The organism is Rhizobium sp. NFR07 (assembly GCF_900111905.1).
Taxonomy (GTDB): Bacteria; Pseudomonadota; Alphaproteobacteria; order Rhizobiales; family Rhizobiaceae; genus Neorhizobium.
Genome location: NZ_FOKM01000001.1, coordinates 419,320 through 443,913, shown reverse-complemented (window position 1 = coordinate 443,913; position 24,594 = coordinate 419,320). Strand labels below are relative to the sequence as shown.

Annotated in this window: 24 protein-coding genes; 7 read left to right on the top strand and 17 right to left on the bottom strand. The window is 62.0% G+C overall.

Annotated features, from left to right (window positions below; all coding sequences use genetic code 11):
• Positions 1-72: 72 nt before the first annotated feature.
• The 6 genes from BM216_RS01950 to pqqE all read left to right on the top strand — a co-directional run bounded on the left by BM216_RS01950 (position 73) and on the right by pqqE (position 4,470).
• Positions 73-972: a LysR family transcriptional regulator gene (locus BM216_RS01950; RefSeq protein ID WP_092994081.1), complete on the top strand. Its 900-nt coding sequence runs from the start codon at positions 73-75 to the stop codon at positions 970-972.
• 280 nt (positions 973-1,252) lie between these two features.
• Entirely contained in the window at positions 1,253-1,348 is a 96-nt protein-coding gene (gene pqqA / locus BM216_RS01945) for a pyrroloquinoline quinone precursor peptide PqqA (protein WP_092994078.1), read from the top strand.
• A 21-nt stretch (positions 1,349-1,369) separates the two neighbouring features.
• Entirely contained in the window at positions 1,370-2,275 is a 906-nt protein-coding gene (pqqB, locus tag BM216_RS01940; RefSeq protein WP_092994076.1) for a pyrroloquinoline quinone biosynthesis protein PqqB, read from the top strand.
• Positions 2,247-3,047 carry a pyrroloquinoline-quinone synthase PqqC gene (gene pqqC / locus BM216_RS01935; RefSeq protein WP_177230677.1) on the top strand — a complete coding sequence of 267 codons (801 nt, stop codon included), beginning with the start codon at positions 2,247-2,249 and terminating at the stop codon, positions 3,045-3,047. The genes pqqB and pqqC overlap by 29 nt, the downstream gene beginning before the upstream one ends.
• Positions 3,044-3,343 (top strand): pyrroloquinoline quinone biosynthesis peptide chaperone PqqD, encoded by a 300-nt coding sequence (gene pqqD, locus BM216_RS01930; RefSeq protein ID WP_092994070.1) that lies wholly within the window; start codon positions 3,044-3,046, stop codon positions 3,341-3,343. Before pqqC ends, pqqD begins: the two co-directional genes overlap by 4 nt.
• The gene (pqqE, locus tag BM216_RS01925; RefSeq protein WP_244530039.1) at positions 3,340-4,470 is read left to right on the top strand and encodes a pyrroloquinoline quinone biosynthesis protein PqqE; all 1,131 of its coding nucleotides are present in this window, start codon (positions 3,340-3,342) and stop codon (positions 4,468-4,470) included. Before pqqD ends, pqqE begins: the two co-directional genes overlap by 4 nt.
• A gap of 3 nt (positions 4,471-4,473) precedes the next feature.
• Here pqqE and BM216_RS01920 read toward each other — a convergent pair whose 3' ends face one another.
• From BM216_RS01920 to BM216_RS01890, 7 genes are read right to left on the bottom strand one after another with little or no spacing between them, the layout of a single operon-like run.
• Entirely contained in the window at positions 4,474-5,592 is a 1,119-nt protein-coding gene (locus tag BM216_RS01920) for a M24 family metallopeptidase (RefSeq protein WP_092994067.1), read from the bottom strand.
• Position 5,593: 1 nt separating this feature from the next.
• A complete protein-coding gene (locus BM216_RS01915; RefSeq protein WP_092994064.1) occupies positions 5,594-6,814 on the bottom strand; it encodes a M20 family metallopeptidase in 1,221 nt (406 codons plus the stop codon).
• A 37-nt stretch (positions 6,815-6,851) separates the two neighbouring features.
• The gene (locus BM216_RS01910; protein ID WP_092994061.1) at positions 6,852-8,483 is read right to left on the bottom strand and encodes a dipeptide ABC transporter ATP-binding protein; all 1,632 of its coding nucleotides are present in this window, start codon (positions 8,481-8,483) and stop codon (positions 6,852-6,854) included.
• A 10-nt stretch (positions 8,484-8,493) separates the two neighbouring features.
• Positions 8,494-9,318, bottom strand: a complete 825-nt coding sequence (locus tag BM216_RS01905; RefSeq protein WP_092994058.1) for an ABC transporter permease — start codon at positions 9,316-9,318, stop codon at positions 8,494-8,496.
• Positions 9,311-10,258, bottom strand: a complete 948-nt coding sequence (locus BM216_RS01900) for an ABC transporter permease (RefSeq protein WP_092994055.1) — start codon at positions 10,256-10,258, stop codon at positions 9,311-9,313. Before BM216_RS01900 ends, BM216_RS01905 begins: the two co-directional genes overlap by 8 nt.
• Before the next feature lie 58 nt (positions 10,259-10,316).
• Positions 10,317-11,864, bottom strand: coding sequence for an ABC transporter substrate-binding protein (locus BM216_RS01895; RefSeq protein WP_092994052.1), 1,548 nt, complete (start codon positions 11,862-11,864; stop codon positions 10,317-10,319).
• Positions 11,865-11,887: 23 nt separating this feature from the next.
• Positions 11,888-13,201 (bottom strand): M20 family metallopeptidase, encoded by a 1,314-nt coding sequence (locus tag BM216_RS01890; protein WP_092994049.1) that lies wholly within the window; start codon positions 13,199-13,201, stop codon positions 11,888-11,890.
• A 116-nt stretch (positions 13,202-13,317) separates the two neighbouring features.
• On the opposite strand from BM216_RS01890, the gene BM216_RS01885 reads away from it, so the two are divergent.
• Positions 13,318-14,082, top strand: a complete 765-nt coding sequence (locus BM216_RS01885; protein WP_092994046.1) for a GntR family transcriptional regulator — start codon at positions 13,318-13,320, stop codon at positions 14,080-14,082.
• Here the strand turns inward: BM216_RS01885 and BM216_RS01880 are convergent.
• The 10 genes from BM216_RS01880 to BM216_RS01840 form a co-directional block, all read right to left on the bottom strand.
• Entirely contained in the window at positions 14,066-14,653 is a 588-nt protein-coding gene (locus BM216_RS01880) for a D-glycero-alpha-D-manno-heptose-1,7-bisphosphate 7-phosphatase (RefSeq protein ID WP_092994043.1), read from the bottom strand. The two genes, BM216_RS01885 and BM216_RS01880, sit on opposite strands and share 17 nt — an antisense overlap.
• Complete coding sequence (locus BM216_RS01875) at positions 14,646-15,773, bottom strand: glycosyltransferase family 9 protein (protein WP_092994040.1); 1,128 nt, start codon at positions 15,771-15,773, stop codon at positions 14,646-14,648. The genes BM216_RS01880 and BM216_RS01875 overlap by 8 nt, the downstream gene beginning before the upstream one ends.
• A gap of 1 nt (position 15,774) precedes the next feature.
• Entirely contained in the window at positions 15,775-16,728 is a 954-nt protein-coding gene (gene rfaE2 / locus BM216_RS01870; protein WP_244530058.1) for a D-glycero-beta-D-manno-heptose 1-phosphate adenylyltransferase, read from the bottom strand.
• Complete coding sequence (locus BM216_RS34560; RefSeq protein ID WP_244530038.1) at positions 16,613-17,188, bottom strand: bifunctional heptose 7-phosphate kinase/heptose 1-phosphate adenyltransferase; 576 nt, start codon at positions 17,186-17,188, stop codon at positions 16,613-16,615. Before BM216_RS34560 ends, rfaE2 begins: the two co-directional genes overlap by 116 nt.
• Positions 17,178-18,386 carry an AGE family epimerase/isomerase gene (locus tag BM216_RS01865; RefSeq protein WP_092994037.1) on the bottom strand — a complete coding sequence of 403 codons (1,209 nt, stop codon included), beginning with the start codon at positions 18,384-18,386 and terminating at the stop codon, positions 17,178-17,180. The genes BM216_RS34560 and BM216_RS01865 overlap by 11 nt, the downstream gene beginning before the upstream one ends.
• Positions 18,383-19,726 (bottom strand): polysaccharide pyruvyl transferase family protein, encoded by a 1,344-nt coding sequence (locus BM216_RS01860; protein WP_092994034.1) that lies wholly within the window; start codon positions 19,724-19,726, stop codon positions 18,383-18,385. Before BM216_RS01860 ends, BM216_RS01865 begins: the two co-directional genes overlap by 4 nt.
• A complete protein-coding gene (gene rfaD / locus BM216_RS01855; protein ID WP_092995045.1) occupies positions 19,692-20,681 on the bottom strand; it encodes an ADP-glyceromanno-heptose 6-epimerase in 990 nt (329 codons plus the stop codon). The genes BM216_RS01860 and rfaD overlap by 35 nt, the downstream gene beginning before the upstream one ends.
• Entirely contained in the window at positions 20,681-21,988 is a 1,308-nt protein-coding gene (locus tag BM216_RS01850; protein WP_244530037.1) for a glycosyltransferase family 4 protein, read from the bottom strand. The genes rfaD and BM216_RS01850 overlap by 1 nt, the downstream gene beginning before the upstream one ends.
• A 67-nt stretch (positions 21,989-22,055) precedes the next feature.
• A complete protein-coding gene (locus BM216_RS01845; protein ID WP_177230676.1) occupies positions 22,056-23,708 on the bottom strand; it encodes an FAD-dependent oxidoreductase in 1,653 nt (550 codons plus the stop codon).
• 163 nt (positions 23,709-23,871) lie between these two features.
• Positions 23,872-24,564 (bottom strand): Crp/Fnr family transcriptional regulator, encoded by a 693-nt coding sequence (locus tag BM216_RS01840; protein ID WP_092994025.1) that lies wholly within the window; start codon positions 24,562-24,564, stop codon positions 23,872-23,874.
• Positions 24,565-24,594 lie beyond the last annotated feature (30 nt).

The window sequence follows — 24,594 nt, the reverse complement described above, 5'->3', positions numbered from 1 at the left end:
AGAAAATCACGGTTGCATTCATAAATGAAATAATTAATAGATATAAATCACCACAATATTCTGATTAATAAGATGCGTGATGCGCTAAATTTAAGGCATCTGACCTTTTTCAAGGCGCTTGCGGAGACGTCGAGCTTTACTGCGGCGGCTAATTTTTGCGGTGTTTCCCAGCCGGGTCTCTCGGCGGCGATCAAGGAACTCGAGGCGGATCTCGGCGCGCGGTTGTTTGATCGCGATACGCGCAATGTCAGGCTGACGGATGCCGGCCGCGCACTGCTGCCCCTGGTTGAAATCACGCTTGCCAACACTGCCTTGGCTGCCCGCGACCTTCGCGAACAGGTCTCTTCAGGCCGCACGAATGTACGCGTCGCTGCCGTTTCTTCCGTCGCATCCTACCTGCTGCCCGCGGCTCTTGCGCTCTACGGCGAAAGTACGGACCTCAAGATCGAGGTGGAAGACGTCTCCGACATCGGCCCCTATGTATTCGATGGCCGGGCGGATATCGGTGTGGGACATGGCCCCTTCGATCCCGAAACGCTCGAGGCCGACTTCCTGTTCGCTGTAAAGCTCTGCGCGGTCGCGTCACCCGCTCATTGGGCTGCGCACCAGTCCGAATTGACGTGGAGCGAGATCGCTCTGCAGAAGGTGGTCAGCTACAAGCCGGATACGCCAGTCTACAGAACCATCGAGGCGACGATGGCCGCGCAGGGGCTGCGATTCATCCCGCATGGAACCTATCGCTATCGCCAGTCGCTGATCGGTGCCGTGCTCGCCGGCACGGCGATCGGCATTCTGCCGGCATTGTCGCTTGGAAAGACGTTGCCTGCCGGGTTGGTCGAGATCCCGATCACCGATCCCGTCGTCAGCCACTATTATTTCATCGTCAGCCGCAAAGGGCGCGCCATGAGCGGCGAAGCCCGAAAGCTGCGCGGGTTCCTTCGCGACCAGATCACGCAGGCAATGGGATCGTAGAGCGCAACATCCCCGGCTGTCCGCAAGGGCCGGCACAGGCATTGATGCGTAAGCGAACCCGATCATACCCTCCGCTCCCAAAAAGTTGATCAAAGACAGCAGGTTTTTAATCTGCATTTGCCCATCCGAAGATGCCGTTGTCACAACATCTTTCGCCTTCTTGGTGGTTGCTTATCGGGAGCAAGTCAAACGGCGTATGCACATTCCCTCTTGTACAAACGGAGGCGGAGCGCATATGACAAAATAGGGCCAAACAAAGGCCCTCAGAAAGGAGACTATCATGAAGTGGACTGCACCTAAGTTCGTTGAAGTCAGCTGCGGCATGGAAATCAACCGCTACGCCCAGCCGGACGGTGATGAACCCGTCCTGTTCTGATACTGCTAGGCACGAGAATCAATGACCAGTTTTCGTTTTCTCGTGCTCGGCTCGGCGGCTGGCGGCGGGTTGCCGCAATGGAATTGTAATTGCCCCAACTGCGCCGCTGCCCGCGACCCGTCTTCCGACGTCTCGCCCCAGACGCAGTCGTCTCTGGCCGTGAGTATCGACGGAGAGCATTGGGCGGTCTTCAACGCATCTCCCGATATCCGCCAGCAGATCCAGCAGACACCAGCGCTGTATCCCAAGACCCTTCGCCATAGCCCGATCCGCAGCGTGGTCATCACCAATGCCGATGTCGATCATATCGGCGGGCTGCTGACGATCCGTGAAAAGCAGGCCTTCGACCTCTACGCGACATCTGCCATCGGCAAGGTGCTTGACGGAAGTCCGGTCTTCAAGGTTCTGGATCCCGACTTCGTCACTCGGCGCACGATCAGGCTCGACGAAAGCTTCCAGCCGGTAGACGGATTGAATGCCCGCATCTTCGCCGTGCCCGGCAAGGTGGCTCTCTATCTCGAAGAGGGCGAGCCGGAACTCGGGCTCGAAGGCGAGCAGACGATCGGCATCGAATTCGTGGCGAATGGTCGCCGCGCCTACTATATTCCGGGATGCGCGACGCTTCCGGACTGGCTGGCCGATCGCATCCGCGGTGCCGATCTGGTATTCTTCGACGGTACTGTTTTCACCGATGACGAGATGATCCGGGTGGGAACTGGCGTCAAGACAGGGCAGCGGATGGGGCATATGCAGATTTCCGGCCCCGAAGGCAGCCTGGAACTTCTGTCCAGACTCAGCATAGGCCGCATGGTCTATGTCCATATCAACAATACGAACCCGATTTGGCGCCAAGGGCCGGAACGGGACGCGGTTGAGGCGGTTGGTTTCAACGTCGCCTATGACGGCATGGAGATCGATCTTGAGTGACGCCCAGAACAGAACCGATTTCGAAGCGCGGCTGCGCGCCATCGGCGACGCCCGCTACCATGACAAGCACCCGTTCCACGGCATGCTGCATGGCGGTCATTGCAACATCACCCAGGTGCGCGCGTGGGTCATCAATCGCTTCTATTACCAGAGCCGCATTCCCCTGAAGGACGCGGCCTTCATGTCCCGCTGCGAGGATATCTCGATCCGCCGTGCCTGGCGCAAACGGATCGAGGACCATGACGGTGGCGTCGAGGAAGGCGGCGGCATCCGCCGCTGGCTGAAGCTCGCCGAAGCAGTCGGCCTTGATCCCGACTATGTCGCCTCCAATCGCGGCGTTTTGCCGGGGACACGCTTTGCCTGCGATGCCTATGTGCGTTTCGTCCGCGATATGCCGCTGATCGATGCGGTAGCTGCATCGCTGACCGAGCTTTTTGCGCCGGCCATTCACAAGAACCGCATTGCCGGCCTGATCGAACATTATGCATTCGCCAACGAGCAGGCTCTGTCCTACTTCCGCAAGCGACTCGACGAAGCACCGGTGGATGTGGCCTTCGGTCTCAACTATGTGCTGGATCACGCGGATACGCTTGAGAAGCAGGACGCTGCCGCCGCGGCGCTGACCTTCAAGACCGATGTTCTGTGGGCGCAGCTCGATGCGCTGCATCACGCCTATGTTTCCCCTGCCCTTCTGCCGCCCGGCGGCTGGGACGGCAAGGAGGGTGTGGTCGGTGATCTCGATCAGCCTGCACTCAAGGGAGCGGCGGAATGAGCGAACAGGCCGCCATTCTAGTGACCGCCGACACGATCGCCAAGCTGGCTCGCGGCGTGAGGCTGCGGGAAGATCCGGTACGGGGCCAGACCGTGCTTCTCGCCCCCGAGCGAGCTTTGGCGCTGGATGATATCGCAGTCATGATCGTCAATGCGCTCGACGGCGAGCGCAGTCTCGATGCCATTGCCGAGGAATTCTCGGTCAAGTTCGAAGCGCCGAAGGAACAGATCCTCGGCGACGTCATTGCCTTCGTCGACGAGTTTTCCAAGCGACGGATGCTGGAGTTGAAGCCGTGAACGAGCATGTCAGCATTCCACGAACAAGCGAATGGGCCGGCGGACGCATCCGCATTCCGGCACCGATCGCCATGCTCGCGGAGCTGACCCATCGCTGCCCGCTCGCCTGCCCCTATTGCTCCAACCCGCTGGAACTCGACGGCATAAAGTCGGAGCTTTCCACCGAAGAATGGATTGACGTCTTCAAGCAAGCGGCCTCTCTCGGCGTGCTGCATCTGCATCTTTCCGGCGGTGAACCGGCATCTCGGCGCGACCTGGTGGAACTGACCGCTGCTGCAGCCAAGGCCGGGCTCTACACCAACCTCATCACCTCAGGCGTCGGCCTGACGGAAAAGCGGATCGCCGAGCTGTCCGACGCAGGTCTCGACCACCTGCAGCTTTCCATCCAGGGCGCCACACCGGAACTGGCCGACTTTGTCGGCGGTTACAAGGGGGGCTATGACCGCAAGATCGCGGTTGCCGAATGGACCCATGCCGCCGGCATTCCGCTCACGGTCAATGCAGTCTGCCACAAGCAGAACATGGATCAGATGGGCGACATGCTGGATCTTGCGGTCAAGCTCGGCGCCCGGCGCATCGAGATCGCCACGGTGCAGTTCCACGGCTGGGCCGACAGGAACCGCAAGGCGCTGATGCCGACCAAGGAACAGTTTTTGCGCGCCAATGCCTTTGTCGAAGAGCAGCGCAAGCGGCTCGAGGGCGTGATCGTCATCGACTATGTCGGCGCGGACCATCATGCGAGCTATCCGAAGGCCTGCATGGGCGGCTGGGCACGTACCGGGCTCAACGTGACGCCATCCGGCAAGGTCCTGCCCTGCCATGCGGCCGAAACCATCCCTTCGCTTCAGTTCGACAACGTAAAAGATAAGCCGCTGGCCGAAATCTGGTACGACGGCCAGGCCTTCAACGCCTATCGTGGCGACAGCTGGATGCCGGAACTGTGCCGCAGCTGCGACCGCAAGGCGATCGATTTCGGCGGCTGCCGCTGCCAGGCGATGGCGCTGGCGGGCGATGCGTCGGCGACCGATCCGGTCTGCATCCGCTCACCGCTGCGCCAGATGCTGACTGAACAGGCGGAGGCCGACAGCCTCGCCGAACCGCCGCCCTTCGTCTATCGCGGACGCTGAGGTTTACGCCGTCAGGATGCGGCGCGGGGTTTGCGTCAGTCGGATACCGCCATCCTTTCCGACAACCACTGTTTCGCTGAAGCCGAGCCCCTGAGCCGTGGCGTAGAGATGGAAGACCATGCCTTCTTGCAGCGGCCAGTCTGATGTCGGCAGGAAGACGCCGGAAAAATCGCTGGTGCGCGGCGTGCGGGTATAGAGCCCGAGCGTATAAGCCGTGACGTTCTCATAGACCGGACGCAGACCCGCATCGAGCGCGCCCTGGCGCATGATCGCATCGACATCGCGCGCAATCGCACCTGGCTTCATCGCCGCGATCTGGCGGTCCTGCAATACGACCAGTTTTTCGGCGGCGGCGGCGAGTTCAGCGGAAGGAGTACCGACCACGATCGGGCGCATCATCCGCGCACCATAATTGCCGACGCGCGGGATGAGTTCGACATGCAGGACATCACCCTCCATGATCGCCTCGGTTTTGAACACGCCGTGCAGGAATTCGTGGCTGCCGGATGCCTTGACCACCGGGCCGACCTCGCCCGTATCGGCACCTTCGCGCAGGAAGACACCGGATGCGATGGCGGCAGCGTCGCGCGTCGTCATGCCGGGCTTCGACTGGGTAGCTATCGCGGCCATCGCCTTGTCGGCGACCTCGGCGGCCTGCTGCAGAACGGCGATCTCTTCCTGCGACTTCACCCAGCGCAGGCTGTCGCTCAGGCCCGGCATGGGAATGAAGGTTGCTTCGGGCAGAAGCTGGGTGAGACGCATGAAGGTGGCGGCACTCATGCTGTAGGAATTGGTGTCGAGCCCAATGCGCGCCTTGCCGAAGCCGTGGTCGCGGATGCTCGCAGCGACGGCCGCCTGCGCTTCCTCCGTGTCGACAAAACCGACGACATCGGTGATCCAGCTCTTTTCGCGGCAGGGCGCCTCGTCGAGCGCGCGCAGCGTGAACCAGGCGTCGCCCTCGCGCGGCAGGAAGGCCGCGCGATACATGGTTTCGGAGACGGTATAGCCCGTCAGCCAGGCCAGTAACTCGCCGCTGTCGACGAGGAGCAGATCGGCGCCAGAAGACGCCATGGCGTCCCGGGCGAGAGCGATACGACGATCATATTCCGCCCGGGAGAACATGTTATGCCACCTCGCAGATATCGAGGATGGTCAGCATGTAGACCCGGATCATGTCGAGATAGTCAATGATGTCGACGCGCTCGTCGGGCATGGTGTTGTAGCGGCCACCCGGTCCGCAGACGATACCTTCCATGCCGAGCTCCTTGTAGAGGTGGCCGGCATCGGTGCCGTAGAAGCGGGTCGGCGTGATCGCGCCGGTCGGCTGCTTTTCGCCGCGAACGGCTTCATAGGCGGCATTGATCGACTTGACGATGCGGCTATCCGGCGAGACTTCGAAGGGCGGCATCAGCGGGCGGCCTTCGATCATGTCGGGAACCAGCTTGGCCTTGAGGCCCGGGAAGCGGCCTTCGAGGAGGCGTAGTTCCGCATCCACGTCTGCCAGCACGCTTTCCTGGGTCTGGCCCGGCGCATAACGCAGCGAACCGCGCAGGCGAACGAAATCGGCCACCTGCGGCGGACGCCATTCGGCGAAGTCACGGCCGAGCGCGCCATGGACGACGCCGACATGGCCGCGATTGATCGACCTGTGCGTGTCACTCTTGGCGCCGCTGAAGGTCATCGCATTGATGCGCGGAATGATATCGCAGGCGGCCGCGATGGCGTCGACGGATTCCTCGCGCTTCGACAGGTGACGTGTGTCGCCCGTCAGTTCGATGACGTAGCTGAGTGCCGCCGCATGCATGGTGACGGCAACGAGATCGCTCGGCTCGCTGTTGATGAAATAGTCCGCCTTCACGCCGCTATGGATCGCAGCCAGCGTGCCGACGCCGCCCTGCAGCTCGCCGACGACGAAGGTCAGGACGACATCGCCCTTCAGTTTGACGCCGGCATCGAGCAGCGTCTTCACGGCGCAGAAATAGGCCGCATCGCCGGCCTTCATGTTGGACACGCCGATGCCGTAGATGAACTTGTCGTCGACGAGGCCCGCATAAGGATCGACCGTCCAGCCCTCGGTCACCGGATTGGTGTCGAGATGGCCGTTGAACAGCAGGCTCTTGCCGCCGCCTTCGCCCTTCAGGCGGCCGATCGTGTTGAAGCGTCGGCCTTCATCGAAGGGCTGCAGCTCGGCATCGACGCCGATCTTTTCAAGCTCCTTGGCCATCCAGCGGGCGAGATCCTTCTCGCCTTCGGTTTCCGAATGGCTCTTGTGCTGGACCATATTCGACAGGAAATCGAGGCAGGCCTTTTCGTCGATCCGGTCCAGAAGGGACTTCGGGTCCATTGTCATGCTCCTTGATGCATTCTCACTGGAATTGGGGTCACTGGTAGTTTGCGGCGGCGCGCGGCACCGCCTCGATCAGGCGGCGCGTGTAATCCGCCCGGTCGGGACTATCGATCTCTTCAGCCTTCACCACCTCGATCAGGTCGCCGCGATACATGACGGCAATCCGGTGGGCGATCTGGCGGATGAGGTTGAGATCGTGGGTGATGAAGAGATAGGCCGTGCCGCTCGCCTTCTGCAGTTCGAGCAGCAGTTCCACGACGGAAGCCTGAACCGAGACGTCGAGCGCCGAGGTAATCTCGTCGCAGATGACGAGTTTCGGCTTGGAGGCAAAGGCGCGGGCGATCGCCACACGCTGCTTTTCGCCGCCCGAAAGCTGATGCGGATAGCGGTTGGCATGGGTGCGCGGCAGGCGCACCTGCTCCAGCATATCGCCGACCTTCTTTTCCAGATCAGTGGCGTCGCCGAACAGTTTCAGCGGCCGTGACAGGATTTCGGAGATCTTCTGGCGCGGATTGAGCGAGGCGTCCGGATGCTGGAAGATGATCTGGACATCCTTGCGATAGGCATTGTCCATATCGCTCAGGCTCTTGATCTCGCGCCCGTCGAACCAGATCTTGCCCTCGAAACGGTTGAGGCCGGTCATCGCCTTGGCGAGCGTCGACTTGCCGGAACCGGATTCGCCGACGATGCCGAGAATTTCGCCCGGATTGACGCTGAGGCTGATGGCGTTGTTGCCGGTGACGCGCTCGGTCTTCTTGCCGGTGAGCGCCGCGAGGAACGGCTTGCGGCCGAAATGGACGCTGACTTTCTCGACCTTCACCAGCGGCGTTTCGGTGATGGCCACGTCGTCCTTGACCAGACGATGGGAGGGATCGGGGACGGCCGCGATCAGTTCCTTCGTGTAGTCCTGTTGCGGATTGGTGAAGATGTCGCGGACTGTGCCCTGCTCGACGATATCGCCGCGCTTGATGACAGCGACGCGGCCTGCGGTGCGGGCAACGAGCGCAAGGTCATGAGAGATATAGAGCGACGCGACGCCGGTTTCGGCCTGCAGTTCGACGAAGAGATCGAGGATTTGCCGCGAGGTAATGACGTCGAGCGCCGTGGTTGGTTCGTCGAAGATGATGCATTCCGGGTTGCAGGCAAAGGCGGATGCGATGACGACGCGCTGCTTTTCGCCGCCGGAAGCTTCGTGCGGCATGCGGAGCATCATCTGCCCCGGCGTCTTCAGGCCGACGCGGTCGAGAAGCGCCTCGCCTTCCTTCCACGCCTGCTGGCGCGTCAGGCCGCGATGGCGGATCAGCACTTCGGTAAGCTGGGTGCCGAGCGACAGGGTCGGGTTGAGGGACGTGCTCGGATCCTGGAACACCATGCTGATCCGCCGGCCGCGAAACGTTTCCATCTCGCGTTCGGACTTTTCGAGCAGGTTGTCGCCGCCGAGCAGGATGCGGCCGCCCGGTTCGCCGGCGTTCTGCGGCAGGTAGCGCATGATCGACCAGGCGAGCGAGGTCTTGCCCGAGCCGCTCTCGCCGACGAGGCCGAGGATCTCGCCACGGTTGATCGAGAGGTTGATGTTCTTCAGCGCGTGATACGGGCCGTTGGCGGTCTCGTAGTCCAGCGAGTAGTTTTCGACAGCCAGAACTGGGCGATTTTCTATGTTGGTCATGGGTTTCACCTCAGGTCCGCGGATTGAGGGCATCGCGGAGACCGTCGCCCAGAAGGTTGAAGCCGACGGCGACGATGGCGATCGCCACGCTCGGCCAGATCAGGATGCCGGCGGAAAGGTGCATGTAGCGGCGCGCTTCCGAGACCATCAGGCCCCATTCGGCAGCCGGCGGCTGTGCGCCGAGGCCAAGGAAGGAGAGCGTCGCAAACAACATCACGGCAAAAGACACGCGGATCGTCATCTCGACGATGATTGGCGCAATGACGTTCGGCAGCATCTCGCGACGGATGATGTAAGCCGAGCTTTCGCCACGGGCGATGGCCGCGTTGACGTAATCCTGCTTGCGCACCGATAGCGCGACGCTTCGGGTGATGCGGGCCATGCCCGGCGCAAAGGCGATGGCGACGGCAACCAGCGCATTGACGGTGCTGGAGCCGAGGAGGTTCACCACGAGAAGTGCAAAAAGCAGGCTGGGGATCGACATGACGGCGTCGATCGTGCGCATGATCAGTTCGTCGGCGCGGCCGCCAAGGAAGGCGGATGCGGTGCCGATCAGCGCGCCGATCAGCGTGCCGACGATAGTGGCGGCGACCGCCATGACGACGGTGGCACGGGCGCCGATCAGAAGACGGCTGAAGATGTCGCGGCCATACTGGTCGGTGCCGAGCCAGTAGGTCAGGCTCGGACCCTTGTATCGGGCGAGCGGCGCGAGCTTTTCCGGATCGTGCGGAGCAACCAGCGGGCCGGCGACGACGATCAGCAGGACCAGAACCACGAGGCCGAGACCGATGGCGCCCTGAGGCGTCTTCAGCAGACGTTTCATGAACTCAGTCATACTGGATCCTCTTGTCGAGCCAGGCATAGAGGATGTCGGCGATGAAATTGACGATGGAGTAAGTGGCGGCCATGATCAGCACGCCGGCCTGGATGGCAGGCAGGTCGCGCGCCTGGATGGCGACGATCAGCTGGCGGCCGATGCCGGGAATGGCGAAGATCTCTTCCACAACGATGACGCCGCCAAGAAGATAACCGACGTCGAGCGCGACGATGGTGATCGTCGGCAGAAGCGCGTTGCGCAGCGCATGGCGACGCAGGACTTCGCGGCGCGGAATACCCTTGAGGCGGGCAGCACGGATATAGTCCGTATGCAGCACGTCGACGAGTTCGGAGCGAACCATGCGCGAGACGTGGGCGATCAGGATCACCGAGATGACGCAGACGGGCAGCACGAGGTGGGCGAGGCCGGCCGTGAAGTTTTCCGTCAGAGGAACATAGCCGGTCGGCGGCAGCCACTTCATCCAGTCGGCGAAGACGAGAACGGCGATGGTCGCGGTAACGAATTCCGGCAGCGCCACACCGGCATAGGACACGAGGCTGACCAACATGTCGGCGATCTTGCCGCGGCGGACGGCCGCGATGATGCCGAGCGGGATGGCAAGCACCAGCATGAGACCGATGGACAGCACGGCCAGCAGAAGCGAACGCCCGAGCGCCTCGAACATGACCGGGCCGACCGGCTGGCCGGTGCGCAGCGAGGTCCCGAGATCGCCCTGCACGACGTGCCAGAGCCAGCTGAAATATTGCTGCCAGATCGGCGCGTCCAGACCCATGGTCTGGCGCAGCGCATCAAGCGCCTCCTGGGTGGCGTTCTCGCCCAGCATCATGACCGCGGCGTCGGCAGGCAGGATCTGGGTTATGGCGAAGACGATGAGCGATACGATGAAGAGCGTATAGACGATCATCACCAGCCGCTTGGCTATGTAATTCGGTGACAGGGGCGTGTTCCTCGGTCGAGATGGCCGGACGCCCGAAGGCGTCCGGCATGGTGACGGATCAACCGCGCTTCGGCGCGTCGCTGGAGAGCGAGACGTAGTCGAGGCGGAAGACGGATGCGCGCGGATGCGCTTCGAAATTCTGCACCCAGCTGCGCTTGGCGGCGAGAACGTCGAAGAAGGACGGGATGATCGAGGGTACTTCCTCGTTCATGATTTCCTGCGCCTTGGTGTAGAGTTCGGTGCGCTTTTCTTCGTCGGTCGTGCCGCGGGCTTCCGCCACGAGCGCGTCGAAGTCCTTGTTGTTCCAGCGCGTCTCGTTCCAGGCTGCATCCGAGGTGTAGAGCAGCTTGAAGATGCCGTCCGGGGTCGGCTGCATGTTGTAGAATCCGACGTAGAACGAGCCCTTCTTCCAGACCTGTTCCAGGTAGGTCGCGTGCGGCATCGTCTGAACGTTGATGGTGATGCCGGCTTCCTTAGCCATTTCGCGCAGCGCGACGGCAAGCTGGGTGCGGACGGCCGGGCGGTCGGAGGCGATCAATGTCGCTTCGAGACCGTTCGGGAAGCCTGCCTCGGCCAGAAGCTTCTTGGCTTCCTCGATATTGGCCTCGCGCTGCTTCACGCTCTTGAAGAACTGGTAGGACGGGTTGAGCGGCGTGTCGTTGCCGGTCGTGCCGAAACCTTCGGTGACGAAGCCGACCATCGCCTCGCGGTCGACGGTGAGCGCGATCGCCTTGCGGACGCGGGCGTCGTTGAACGGTGCGGTGTCGCAACCGAAGTTGATGTTGCAGAACTGGCCGGATGGCGTGCGCAGAGCGTCGATACCATCCGTGCCGTCGATACGCAGGAATTCGGTCGGCTGGATGGTGGAGATGATGTCGATATTGCCGGAGATCAGCGCCGAACCTTCAGCCGAGATATCCGGGAAGACCTGGACTTCGACGCGGTCGAGATACGGACGTGCCGGATCGTAGTATTTCTCGTTGCGCTCGACGACGATCAGGCGATCCGGCTCATACGATACGAGCTTGAACGGGCCGGTGCCGACGGCCTTGGTCGACAGGCTCTTCAGGTCGCCTGTGGCGATCGAAGCCGGGATGATGCGGGCGTTGGTATAGGCAACCGAGACCGGCAGGTCGGCATAGGCGGTGGAGAGCTTGAACAGCACGGTCGCATCGTCGACGGCAACGATATCGGCGATCGGGCCGACATTGTTGCGGCCCGGCGAGGCGGTTGCCGGGTCGAGAATGGCCTTGAAGGTCGCGACGACGTCGTTTGCGGTGAAGGCCGAGCCGTCATGGAATGTCACGCCGGTGCGCAGCTTGAAGGTCCACTCGGTCAGGGCGTCGTTGGCCGTCCAGCTTTCAGCGAGATCCGGCTCGATCGACATGTCGACCTTCAGACGCGTCAGGTTGGAATAGAGCAGTTCCGTGATCATGTATTCCGGGTTGACGCGGGTCAGCAGCGGATGAATGACGCTCGCGGCCTGGTCGACGGAGATCTTCAGCGTGCCACCCTTGGCAGGCGCTGACTGGGCGAAGCTCATGGACGGCGCGGCCAGAATGGCCGCGGTGCCGGCGAGGAAGAAGCGGCGTTTCATTTCCAGCATGTGTATGTTCCCTTTTTGATACGTCAGCTGCGGTTTTCAGGAATGGCGTCTGCGGCGAAGTCCGCCGCGAGATAGGAAAGAATGCTCTTGGCAAGCGCGATGATGTCCTGGCGGGTCGTGTGTTCTTCCGGGCTGTGGATGCAGCTTTCCGGACGACCAAGGCCGCCGAGCAGCACTTCCGGCCCGAAGCCGGCCTTCTGCACGTAACCGAAGTCCGAGCAGCTTGCTGCGCCCCATTTGTGGAAGTCTTCCGGCTTGTAACCGAAACCCTCGGACAATGCTCTCTGCCAGCGCGGCCAGTGCGGACCTTCCGGATCGTCGGTCGGGATAAGATGACCGACGAGATCGATTTTCAAACCCAGGTCAGTGCCGGCGACACAGTCACGGATGGCAGTCTCGATCTCGGCACGTGCTTCCTCGTAATTTTCCTCCGGCGCATAGCGGCGTGAGACAAGGATCTTGATCTCGGCCGGAACCTGACCGCCGGCAGTTCCACCATTAATGGCGGAAATCGTCAGCGACGGCCGCAATGGTCCGGTCGCATGCGGTGGCGGTGTGAGCTTCGAAGCACGCTTGGCGACTTCCGGCTTGAGAGCTGCAATCGCATTGAGCACCGGCAGTGCACCCTCGATCGCATTTATGCCCGCGCCTGTACGATTGCCTTCGCCCGCATGCACTGCATGACCTGCAATGGTGACCTGCAGGTTGAAGATGCCGAAACAGCCGGCCCAGACGCGCGGCGCGGCGGAGCCGTTGAAATTGAGGATATGGCCCTTCAGCATGTCCTGCTCGGCCAGATAACGGATGCCCGGGTAGAGCCCGCCCTCTTCATCGGTGCAGAGGAGCAGCATCGGATCGTAAGCTAGCTCAACACCGCATTCCTTCGCCGCGCGCAGCGCAAGAAGCGTCGCCGCGATCGTGCCCTTCATATCGGCAGCGCCGAGGCCGTATAGGTTGTCATCCTCGATCGTCAGTTCGAGCGGATTGCGTGTCCAGCCGGGAGCGACCGGAACCGTATCGACGTGATAGTAGAGGCCGCAGACCGGCTTGCCGCTTCCCCGGGTGGCGACGAGATTGACGCGCTCGCCAGAGGCGGGACCGCCGGCGACGTACCAAAGATCCCGCGGCACGGTCACGCGGTCGGATGCGAAGCCGAGCGGCGCCAGCAATTCGGCCATCAGGTCGGCGAAGGGGCCGTAACCCTCGCCGGGTGGGAAGGACGTATCAACCGCAATCATTCGCGACAGATCGGCAACCGCGCTCTCGACATCGCGCTCGATCACTGCCATGGCAGACGCAAGCGTGTCATGATCCACGGCAGGTTGCTGGTCGGCCATTCGCGATATCCTCGGCACCTCGGCGCATTCCTGCTCGGCTTGCGCTTTAATATAAACTATATAGTAATACTGCGTAGATCGGCTCGATGAGTCAACTCTAAAGAAGAGGCAAATAATTGCCAGAACTGCCCAATATTTCAGCAGATGAACAACGACTCGGCGAACTGTCCTTGCCACTCTATGAGATCGTTAAAAGGCAGATCACCGAAGCTATCATGCTTGGCAAATTGGAGCCCGGTTCGGTCCTGCCGAGCGAAGTCGCGCTGTCGCAAACCTACGGGGTTGCCGTTGGTACCATCCGCCGTGCGTTGATGGATCTGACCAATGACGGGCTGCTCAGCCGCCGCCGCAAGACGGGAACCGTCGTGACCGGCCGCAAGCCGCAGCACAGCCTGCGCCTCTTCTTCCAGTATTTCCGCCTTCATGGTCTCGACGGATCGCTCAGCAAGTCGGTGACGATGGTCACCACTCTTGCAAATGGAACTGCGTCTGCGACAGAGGCACAGAAGCTGCATATCGATGAGGGCGCGCCGGTCGTCTCTTTCCATCGCGTCAGAACTGTCGACGACAGGCCGATCATGCATGAGACACTGACGCTCCCGCGCGAGCGTGTTGCCGATTTTCCGGAATCGGCAGAAGACATTCCCTCGCTCTTCTACCTGCATCTGCTGGAACACCACGGCATCCGGATCTCCGCGGTTCGCGAACAGATCGGTGCGGATCTTGCCAATGAGGAAGACGCGCGCTGGCTCGGCCTGAAGCTGCCGGCAGCCGTATTGACCATTGACGAGGTTGCCTATGATCAGATGGCCGTGCCGGTGCTGATCGCCTCCCACCGGGCGACCACCGCCAATCACCGCTATATCAACGAAGTGCAGTGATCTTGGCGATCCGTGCCCGCATGACGCCTGCCAGGAAATCATCCAGCCGTCCGCCTGGGAAACGGTAACTGTCGATACCGGCACGGTGCCCGGCTTCGATATCGCTCGGCTTGTCGCCGATCATGATCGAAAAATGTGCGTCGGCATTACAGCGATGCAGCGCCTTGAACAGCATGCCCGGGTTGGGTTTTCGGTCGATATGATCGGCCGCCCGATAGTGGTCGATCCGGCTTTCCGGATGGAACGGACAGTAGAAGAACGCGTCGATGCGTCCTCCGGCCTTATGTGCATCCGCCGCGATCTGCCGATGCAGTCGCTCCACGTCCTCGGCGCTGAAATAACCGCGGGCGATGCCGGACTGGTTGGTCACGACACAGATATGCCAGTTGGCCCGCGCGAAGATCGCGAGAGCCTCCAACGCGCCGGGTATCCAGCGGAACTCGGCGTAGCTACCGAGATAGCCGGTATCGACATTCAGCACGCCATCGCGATCCAGCAGCAGCGCCGGCCTTCGTCGCGCCGTCGCGTCATAAACCGGAACAAGCCGTGCCAGCGAACTGACCTCAAGCATATTGCGCGATCGCCGTCTGCGAAGCAGGCGCAGTGCTCGGCATCGAATTCAGGATGGTGTCCAGGACAGTTTCCGGCTTCAGAGCACGCATGACCTCAGGAGCTTCCGGATGGGTCTCGGTTCCATAGACGATATAGCCTGCCGCCGTATGAGGAGAATCCAGCCCGATAGCCTGCGGACCGACCGGCCCCCAGCGGAAGGATCGTGTCGGTCCGTGCAGGCCGATAATCCGAGCCCCGACGGCGGAAGCAAGATGCAGCACAGACGTATCGATGCTGACGACGAGCCGCGCACGGCGCAGCAGATCACCCATTTCGGCGAGTGGGATCTTGCCGCAAAGCGACAGCGTCGCATTGGCATCATCGCCGAGCTCCGCCCTCAGTTGCTCGACAAGCAAGCCATCTGCGGCCGAGCCGGTAAAGCCGGGCATGTAGCCCAGCCTGACTAGTTGCCGGCAAAGGCTGATCCAGTGCTCCTTGGGCCAGGCCTTCTCTCCGGCACGCCGGCCACCGGCGGCAATATGGCAGACGACGAGCCGGTCCAGCGGCAGGCTGTCCGCGACAACGCAATGATCGGTGCGCAGGCGCATCGCGTATTCGCCGTGGACATCAAATATACGCGCCATGCTGGCGAGATTATCCAGCTCATGCCGACGGCCGCTATGATCGACCGCGATATCGAAGACGCGCCCCCGCGCCGGATTGGGGGCAAAGCCGACCGCGCATGACGCGCTGACACGCGCGAGCATGGCGGTCAGGTTCGGCCAAGGGGTCAGATCGACGACGAGGTCGAGGCGCGCGGCCGACAATTGCCGCCACGCCTTGTCGGGCCTGGAAAAGTTGCACAGGACCGGCTCGACGGAGGCTTCGAGCATCCGCGCTGCCGGAGCGTTGTTGCTGCCGTGGAACAGCAGCACCCGCGCCTCGGGATAGCGCTGGCGAACGGCCGAGATGACACCGGAACTCAACAGCATGTCACCGATCGCACTCGGCTGGATGATACCGATCCGTTTCGGCGCCTCGGGCAGGCCCCGACGCTTGTTGAAGAGTGCCAGCCCCCTGGCTGCATAGGCCAGCAGCGTCTGGTCGAGAATTCTCATTGCTTCGTTGGAGCGCGCCATGTCAGTGCACCACCTCGCTGTATCCGATCGTGGGCTGGCGTGTGCGTGCCCGTTCGATCAGGCCGGTCGTGGACTGGTCCGCCGCGAAGTCGACGAGCACGACGCGCCCGCCATAGCCCTGGACAAGCGAACCGCCCACCACGGTGTCCAGCGTGTAGTCCCCGCCCTTGAAGATCACGTCGGGGCGAAGCGAGGCGATCAGCTCCATCGGCGTGTCCTCGTCAAAGAGAAGGATCGCATCGACCGCATCGAGCGCCGAAATGACGATCGCGCGCGCGCCTTCCATCTGCAGCGGACGCTCGGGGCCCTTGAGCCGCCGAACCGATGCGTCGGTGTTAAGGGCGACGATCAGCCGGTCGCATTGCGACTTGGCTTCCTTCAAAAGCTTGACGTGGCCGGGATGCAATAGATCGAAGCAGCCGTTGGTGAAGCCCACGACAAGTTTCTGGCGCCGCCACGCCTCGCGCTGGGCGCAGGCGACTGACAGGGTCGAGAGCTTGTCCATCTGCAGCACGGGGAGGCTGTCCAGCAGCATCTCGCCGGCCAGTTCGGCGGGCGTCACGGTTGCCGTACCGGTTTTCGACACGGCAACCGCTGCCGCGGCATTAGCGACGGTCATCGCCGTTTTCATGTCCTCGCCGGAAGAGAGTGCCAAGGTCAGAGCCGCGATAACCGTGTCACCGGCGCCGGAGACGTCGAGTGCCAACCGTGTTCGCGCAGGTTCATGGATAGCCGGCAATCCGCGGCGGAAGAGCGAGATCCCCTGTTCCGAGCGGGTAAGCACGACCGTACCCCTGAACTGATCCATTGCGATCGCCATCCCTGCGGCGATGCCTTCGTCAGTGTCGGCTTCTATCCCGCTGGCGGCCGCAAGTTCGCGCCGGTTCGGCGTCAGGACCGCGCAGCCGCGATAGAAGGAGAAATCCGGCCGCTTGGGATCGGCCACAATCGGGATCTCCTTGCGGCGGGCGATGTCTACCAACGCTCGCATCATCGTCGTTGATATGGCCGATGATGTGGGCTTCAGCATGAGGATCGATCGCGGATCCCTCGCAGTCAGCCCGCAGAAGATGCGTTTCGTGGGCCAGAAAACGGGTTTTCTCGATCGTCCGGAAGCCCGGCTGGCAATAGAGCCGCTTTTCGATAGTGCCGATCCCCTCCGTTCCCATGGCCTGCAGCGTCAGGCCGGCCGGATCGTCGCCCACCAGTCCTACGAGCACGGCCGTTCCGCCAAGCGAGGCGATATTGGCGGCAACATTGCCGGCGCCGCCGATCGCGGAATTCTGATCCTGAACATGCAGCACCAGAACCGGAGCCTCCGGCGAGATCCGGCTGACGTTACCGCGAACATAATGGTCGAGCATCACGTCTCCGACGACGAGTATCCGGCATGCCCCAAAGCGATCAATGTTCATGATAGGCTTCCCCTCTGAGATCCGGCGTCCGCCAGACGTGTTGAAGACGCATCAATTCGGCTGTGGCGAGAAACAGGTGATAAAGCGTGCTGGCGGGTATGGCCGAGACGCAGGCTTTTCCCGATGCATCGAGATGATCGATCCAGCAGCCTTCAGGTGCCGGATCGAGATAGTCGTGCTGTAGCACGCGAAGCGCTCTTTCCAGTTCATCCTGCTCGAGCTGCCCGGTGGCATCTGCCCGGCCGAGCATGGCCTTGATATATTCCGTCTGCGGCCAGGAGCGGTGGTGGTCGTTGTGGATGCTTCCATTGCTCGTCAGGACGTCGTGGATATAGCCCGTTTTCTGGTCTACCCCATATTGCCGGGCGAAGCTGTAAAGTCGCTCGGCCGGCTCCCTGAGATAGCGGCCGATGACCGGCTCGGCCCGGCGAAGCAGCCAATACCATTCGAAGTGATGACCGGGCTCTACCAGATGCCCTTGTTCCGATGTGATTCGACCCCAGCCTTCGTCATAATATTCGCCGAGCGATCCCGAGACGGGATCGAAGAACCGCGTTTCGAACAGGCGGATGATCTGCGCGATCCGCCGCCTGATGCCGATGCCGGGCACCATGGCGTAGAGCGCGAGCAGCGCCTCCAGCAGATGCATATGGGGGTTCTGCAGCAGAACCTTGTCGTGTGGCCCGCGGCTGTTCCAGCCATCGGCTTGACCGTCCGGGCCGACACGCAGCAACCGCTCGTCGATGATCTCAAGTGTCCGGTCGATCCATGGAAGAACGTCCCGGCTGCCGCTCGCCCGCATCCACCACGCAAATGCCAGCAGGACGAAGGCCTGGTCGTAGAGATCGATCTCCTCGTTGACGATCCCTCCCGTTTCTCCCATCGAAACCACCCAGCCGCCGTGAGGCGCCCAGCCATGGGCCAGAAGGAAGTCGAGCCCGCCACGGGCGGCCTCCAGCCCCCGCCCGTAGCCGAGCGTATGGGCATGGCTGAAAACGTAGATCTGTCGTGCATGAACCCGTGTCCGCTTGAACCCGACCGAGTGCGGACGCCCCGCCAGGTCCAGGCATTCCACGAAGCCTTGTTCGCCGTCGCGTCCCGTTGTCGCCCAGAACGGCAGCGCCTTCAGGAACATCCAGTCCTGCAGGGCGTGGCACAGGCCCTCGAGTTCTGTCTGCCGTTCGAGGACCGCCGTCATGGTTCGCGCTCCAGACGTTGGAGCAGTCGCGAGATGCCTTGCCAGGCGTTGCCGAGGACGGCTGAATGCGCCCGCTCATCTATCCCCTCCGCCATCGCCTTGATCGCAAGTTCTGCGGTCTTCGCCGGATTGCTCGTGCGGACATCGCAAAGATAGTTCTCCCGACCGACCGAACTCATGAACGACTTGAGCTTCGGATCCCAGGCAAGAGCGACCGACGGTACCCGGTAGGAATAGGAGGCGATCACCGCGTGCATACGATATGCGATGAGGACGTTCAGGCTGGAGATGATCTGGCAGAGCTGTGTCGGCTGATGTGCGACCGGGAAGGAAATGCTACCGCCGATCGCATCCAGTCGCGGCCGGATCCTGGCGAGATAGGAAACATCCTCCGGGCTGCCATTGGTGAACACGACGACATGCATGCCCTTTGCCGCAAGCGTCGCGACGAGCCCGACATACCAGTCTTCCAGCGCCTTCTGGTCGGGGGCGATGTCGCAATGATAGCGGATGGCGATATGGCTCATGACGCCGACGCCGGCCAATTTGGGACCTGAATCGTGCCGCCTTGCCGGGGGAATGTACCGGGAAGCAAGCAGCCCCGGATCCGGCACGACCGTCGCCTCATGGCCGCTCGATTGGCCCAGCCGGTCGTCCCAGAGATGTTTCGAGGCAAGATCGCGGACATAGACGCCGCGCAACAGGCGGCTGGAAAACGTCTTGCGCAGCATTTCGGCGCCGCGCCGCGTCCAATGGCCCGTCACGCCGGATCCGTAGATCACGAACGGAATGCCGATTCTTTCGATCTCCTGGACCGCCAGCCCGAGCTTTGTCGGAAAGTTCAGGTCGATATCGGAAATCAGGTTTCCCCCGCCGATCACGGCTGCGTTGGCTCCCGCCAGGTGCTCGGCGTAATGAGGACGCCATTTGCGCCGGGCCTGCATGGCGAGCGGGATGCGGATGACATGGGGGCGGATTGCTCCCGGCATGGCGTCGAGCGCGGACAGGATCTGCGATCGTCCCGGAATGCCGTCGCCATATGCCTTGCGAGCGGCCAGGTCGATCGACCAGCTGTCGCGATTGGCGCCGAGTTCGACCAGTGCATGTTCCATGCATTCCGAAAGCAGCCCGTCGCCGAGGTTCGGGCTGTATTTCACGTTGAAGAGGCGGATACGCAGTCCCGGCGCAAGAATATTTGGCGGATAGGCCGAGCCAATTCCGGGAGCAACTGTCGAGGCACCGTCGGCAACGGCGATTCCCTCGTCGTTTTCCCAGCGATTGCGGCGGCCGAAGGGCTTCGGCCCCCTATCGACCAGGATGCGCTGATAACCAGTCGACATAATTCGCCACTCCCTCTTCCAAAGATCGAAAATTCGGGGCGAGACCGTTTGCAACGAGTCTCGCGGTATTGGCCTGGGTGAAATACTGGTAGCGCCCGCGTAGCTGGTCGGGCATCTCGATGAATTCGATCGACGGCGCCTTGCCGAGCGCCTTGAAGACGGCGAGCGCAAGATCGTGAAACGTCCGCGCCCGGCCGGTGCCGACATCGAAAATCCCCCCTATTTCCGAGGATTCCAATGCGCGCCGCACCACATGCACGCAGTCGTCGACATGGATGAAATCACGCAGCTGGCCGCCATCGGGATAGTCCGGGTTGTCGGACTTGAAGAGCCTTACCTGCTCGCCCGATGTTTCGCGCTGCCAGATCTGGTGCACGACGGAGCGCATCTCCCGCTTGTGGCGTTCGCGTGGACCATAGACGTTGTAGAACTTCAGGCCCGCCCAGCGTTTGGGAACGCGCCTGCCTCGCGCAACGTCGGCCGCAATGCGGCGGTCGACCACATGCTTGCTCCAGCCATAGGCGTTGAGCGGATTGAGCCGGGCGAGCGCGGCCTCGTCGTCGTCCCCGGAGAATCCCCGCGATCCATCGCCATACGTGGCCGCTGAGGAGGCGTAGACGAAAGCGACATCGCGCTCCCTGCAATAATCCCAGAGGGCGAGGCTGAGGCGGACATTGTTCTGGACGATCTTGTCGACATCCAGCTCGGTCGTCGCGGAAATCGCTCCCATATGGATGATGGCGTCTACGTGGTTCTCCGGCCTGGCGAGCCAGGCCAGCAGCTCTTCGGGAGCCACGATCTCCTCAAGCCTGGCATCCTGAAGATTGCGCCAGCGTTCGTCGCTGCCGAACCAGTCGCAGGCGATGACATCGACGCCCTCGGCCGCAAGCGTGTTGGCAATATTAGAACCGATGAAGCCGGAGGCGCCAGTCACGACGACTTTCATATCGTTCATCATTGGCTATCCTCCGAGGCGGTGTGAACCAATGAGAGGTATTGGGCCAGAAGCCCGTCTCGCCATTCGTCCGGTGTAGTTGAGAGCCGGGACAAGCCCGCATGGGCGCGAATGCTCATCCGGCGGATGTCGTCATGACCCATGTCCCGGATCGTCGCGACCGCCTGGGCGAGTTGGTGAGGGTTGCCCATATCGCAGGCAAGGCCGATGCCCGCTGCCGTCATGTCCCGCGCAAGGCAGGCCGTGTGGGGGAGTATGACCGGAATGCCGCTTGTGGATGCCTCGACGGCGACAAGGCCGAAGGGTTCGGGATAGCGGCTCGACATGATCAAGGCGCGTGCCTGGCGCACCGCGCGGCCGATCTCCTCGTGGGACAGCCAACCAAGCACCTTTACGGCCTCGCCCATCCCGGCGATGCGGGTACGCAATGGACCGTCTCCGATGACGGTCAGTCGAACGCCGGCCGTTGAAGCCGCCGCTGCCGCTTCCAGAATGCCTTTTTCCGGTTCAAGCCGGCCGATGTAGAAGAAGTCACGATTGTCCTCTGCTCGAACGCGATCCGCCTGAAACGGGACGGTCGGGTTGCGAAGAGCATGCAGCGCTTCATCAGTATAGCCGGCCTGCCTGAAATCGCCGGCCATGCCCTGGTGAATAAGTAGAACACGTCCGTAGCGGCGGTTTGGCGCGAAAAGCAGCGATCTCAGCCGGCTTGATCGTGCGACACGCCACAGCTTCTGGGCGTAGTTGCGTTTGTCGCAATTGCGCAGCACGCACCCTGCCGCGAGCGGCTTGCATCCGCACGGCATTTCGCGGCGGTAGTCGTAAAATGAGCCGTTCGGGCAGGCGAGAAAGAAGTCGTGGGCATGCAGCACCGTCCGATGTGAGACCGGCGCCAGTGCCTCGAATACGGCAGGCGACATGATCTTCGACCAGCCATGGACATGATAGACCGTGCCGGCGCTATCGTTGGCCGCAACCCAGCGCTCTACCATCTCCCGGGCGCGGGCGTTGTGAAGCCCCTCGATCATGGCACGGTGCCGTTTGGCGGAGAGGATCGGATCGCCTCTCAGTGCCACGACCTCGACATCGAGTGCCGAAAACTCGGGGTTCTGCCCATCGTCGCCGCAGATATAGGTGACGCGAACGCCGGTTTCTCTCAGCAGCCGGACAGAAAGAAGCGCCAGTGCGGTGCCCCCTCCTCTGGCTATGGAGAAGTCGTTGATGACGACGATCCTGTCTATCGTCCGCAGGCTTGCCGGACGCAGGGCGGTTTTTGGGATGAACCCGTCATTCGCGGACGCTGCCAATGACGGCGGCGTCACCCTGTCTCGAGTCAGAGCTTCTCCAGTTATCGCTGAAGATTGAGGCGCCGCGTCAAGCATTGGCTGCCTCCCTGATTTTCATGCCAGGGTTGGTCTGCGCATTGCCTGCCCATCGGCCCATTCGCCGACTGACGGCACGGGCCGCACGCCAGGCCAGCAGCATGATGGTCAGGCTCGGATTGGCGCTGCCCGAGCTCGGAAAACAGGCCGCGCTGACGACGCTGAGATTGGCGACGTGATGACAATCCAGATCGATGCCGACGACGGAATGACGGACGTCCGTGCCCATCCTAGCCGTCCCCGAAGGATGGGCATAATCCTGTGCCGCCTCGATGATGGAAGCACCGGGCAACGCGCAGGCAAGCCAGTCGATCGCGCAAATCCTGTCGAGACCCTGTCGATGCCAATAGGCCGACAATCGGGAGACGGTGCTGCGAAACGTCCGCTCGTCGATATCGCCCGGCCGCCACCTAAGATTCACCTTCGGCATGCCGAGGCGATCTTTGGTGTCGGCCAGGAGGATGCGATTTTCGCTCCTCGGTGCCTGCTCGATGCAGATACGCAGGTTGAAGCCGACATCCCCGGGCATGAACAAGGTATGGTGGTACAGCCGACGCGCAACCAGCCGGCCGAGCGAGCCGGGAGCGAGCCGGGATCTCTGAAACTCTCCCAGCAGGCCCTCGTAGTCGTTCATCTCGATACGTTTGGTCAGCCGCTTGACGGCTCCGAGCGTCTCGTTTTGCGAGAGATCGACCGTCATGTGCACGAAGGCAGACGCCACGCCGTCGTCTGTCTGGGCGCGCTCCGTCAGTTCGATATGAGGACTACGCCTCTGCATCCGCCTGTACCGGGGTGCAAGCAGGCGGTCGAAACGGTCAGGATCGCAGACTGCCAGCCGGCCGACATGCGCATCGAGATGATCCTGAAAGTAACGGCCCAAAGCGTCGCAGGAACCGAAGATGCGGTCGTCCCCGCATCTGTCCAGCATGAGAAGAAGGCGCGTGCTTTCGATCGTGCCCGCCGCCAGCGCGAAATGATCGGCCTGGACGTCGAGTGTCCGACCGGCATCGTCGCGGCAGTGTAACGAGACCAGCCGCTGCGACCAGCGATCGATCGAAAAATCGTCGACCGTTGCGTTCGTCCATATTTCCGCAAAGGGGTGATTGGCCAGCTGATCTTTCAGGATCCGCCAGATATTGCCGCGTCGAAAACGGGTCCACTTGGCCCAGCGAACCGCGAAATCCGGATCGCCTTGCGGCAATTCCACGCCTGTCCGGAAATGCGGCGGTGCGCCTTCCTCATAGGTACCGTCATCGAGCTTGAACAGCGCCTCGATTTCGGTCAGCCCTTCAAGGAGTGCCTCGTGGCTCAGCGGCCATGCAGGTGCGTCGATATGCGGGCGCTCGGCCATGTCGCTCGAAGAAAGCGGCATCATCTTGCCGCCCCAGACGGAGGAACTGCCACCCAGCCCGCGCGCGCGACCGGTGACTGGCCATTGGTAACAGCCATGCTCGTCGGAGATCTCGTTGAGGTCGTTTGCGGAGTGTCCCGTTCTGGCGCTTCCGCTTTCCACGAGGACGGTCCGCAAGCCGTAACTTGCGAGCTGGCGTGCCATGTAAAGGCCGGCCATCCCGGCACCGATGACGCAGACGTCGGCGCGTGTGCTGAAGCTCGGCTGCGTGATTTCAGAGAGGCTTCGTATCATCCTGCTCGTCTCCCGCCTGACCGGCCGATATCTGCCTGCACGCGGCGATTTCCGCGATGCGGCCGCTCTGCTCTTTCTTGCTAGGAGTGCATCGCGAAGCATGCGCTCGCGCATTGGGCTCGAGACGACGCCCGACACATGGGTGGTGGCCGTAGCCTCCTCGTTACGCCGTTGCATAATCATGGAGCGCTCGCGGATTGGTGATGGTGATGGAGCCGGGTGCGAGATGCACGATCCGGCTTCTTTCCCAGTAACGCAGGCATCGGTTGACCTTTTCCCGGGAAGCCGGGAGCATCGAGGCCAGCTCCTGCTGCGAAATATAGATCTGCGCCTGCGGAAAAGGGGAATCGAGCTGTCCCAGTCGCAACAGGGCATTGGCCAGCCGAAAGGAAATGCTTGCCGATGCCAGCGTCAGCAGCCGGGTTTCAAGTTTTTGCGCCTGGGCGGAAACATGCTGAAGCAGATTATTGCTGAGGACGGCGTCCCGCATCGCAGCATCGCGCACGATCGTTCCGTCCAGGAGCCATATCTCGCAGGCGCTCAGGGCATGTGCCTCGAAAGGTGAAGGTGTGCGCCGCAACACATCGAGTTCACCGAAGACGCCGCCGCTGGCAAGCGTATCGACTACGAACTCCCGCCCGTCGACGAGACATGCGGCAACCTTGATCTGACCGGACCGAACCAGCAGGAACTGGTTTCCGCCCGTCGCGCGCCGCATGACAATATCTTTCTTTTTGAAGAACTTGACGGTTCTTCCTTTGATCAACTTGTCACACAGCTCAGTTCCGAGCAGCTGAAGATAACTTCCCCCCGCATCCCAATCTTCACAAGCAGCTTCCTTCACCCTGTTCGACATTTCGAACCCCCATGGAACGGCAAGCAACTT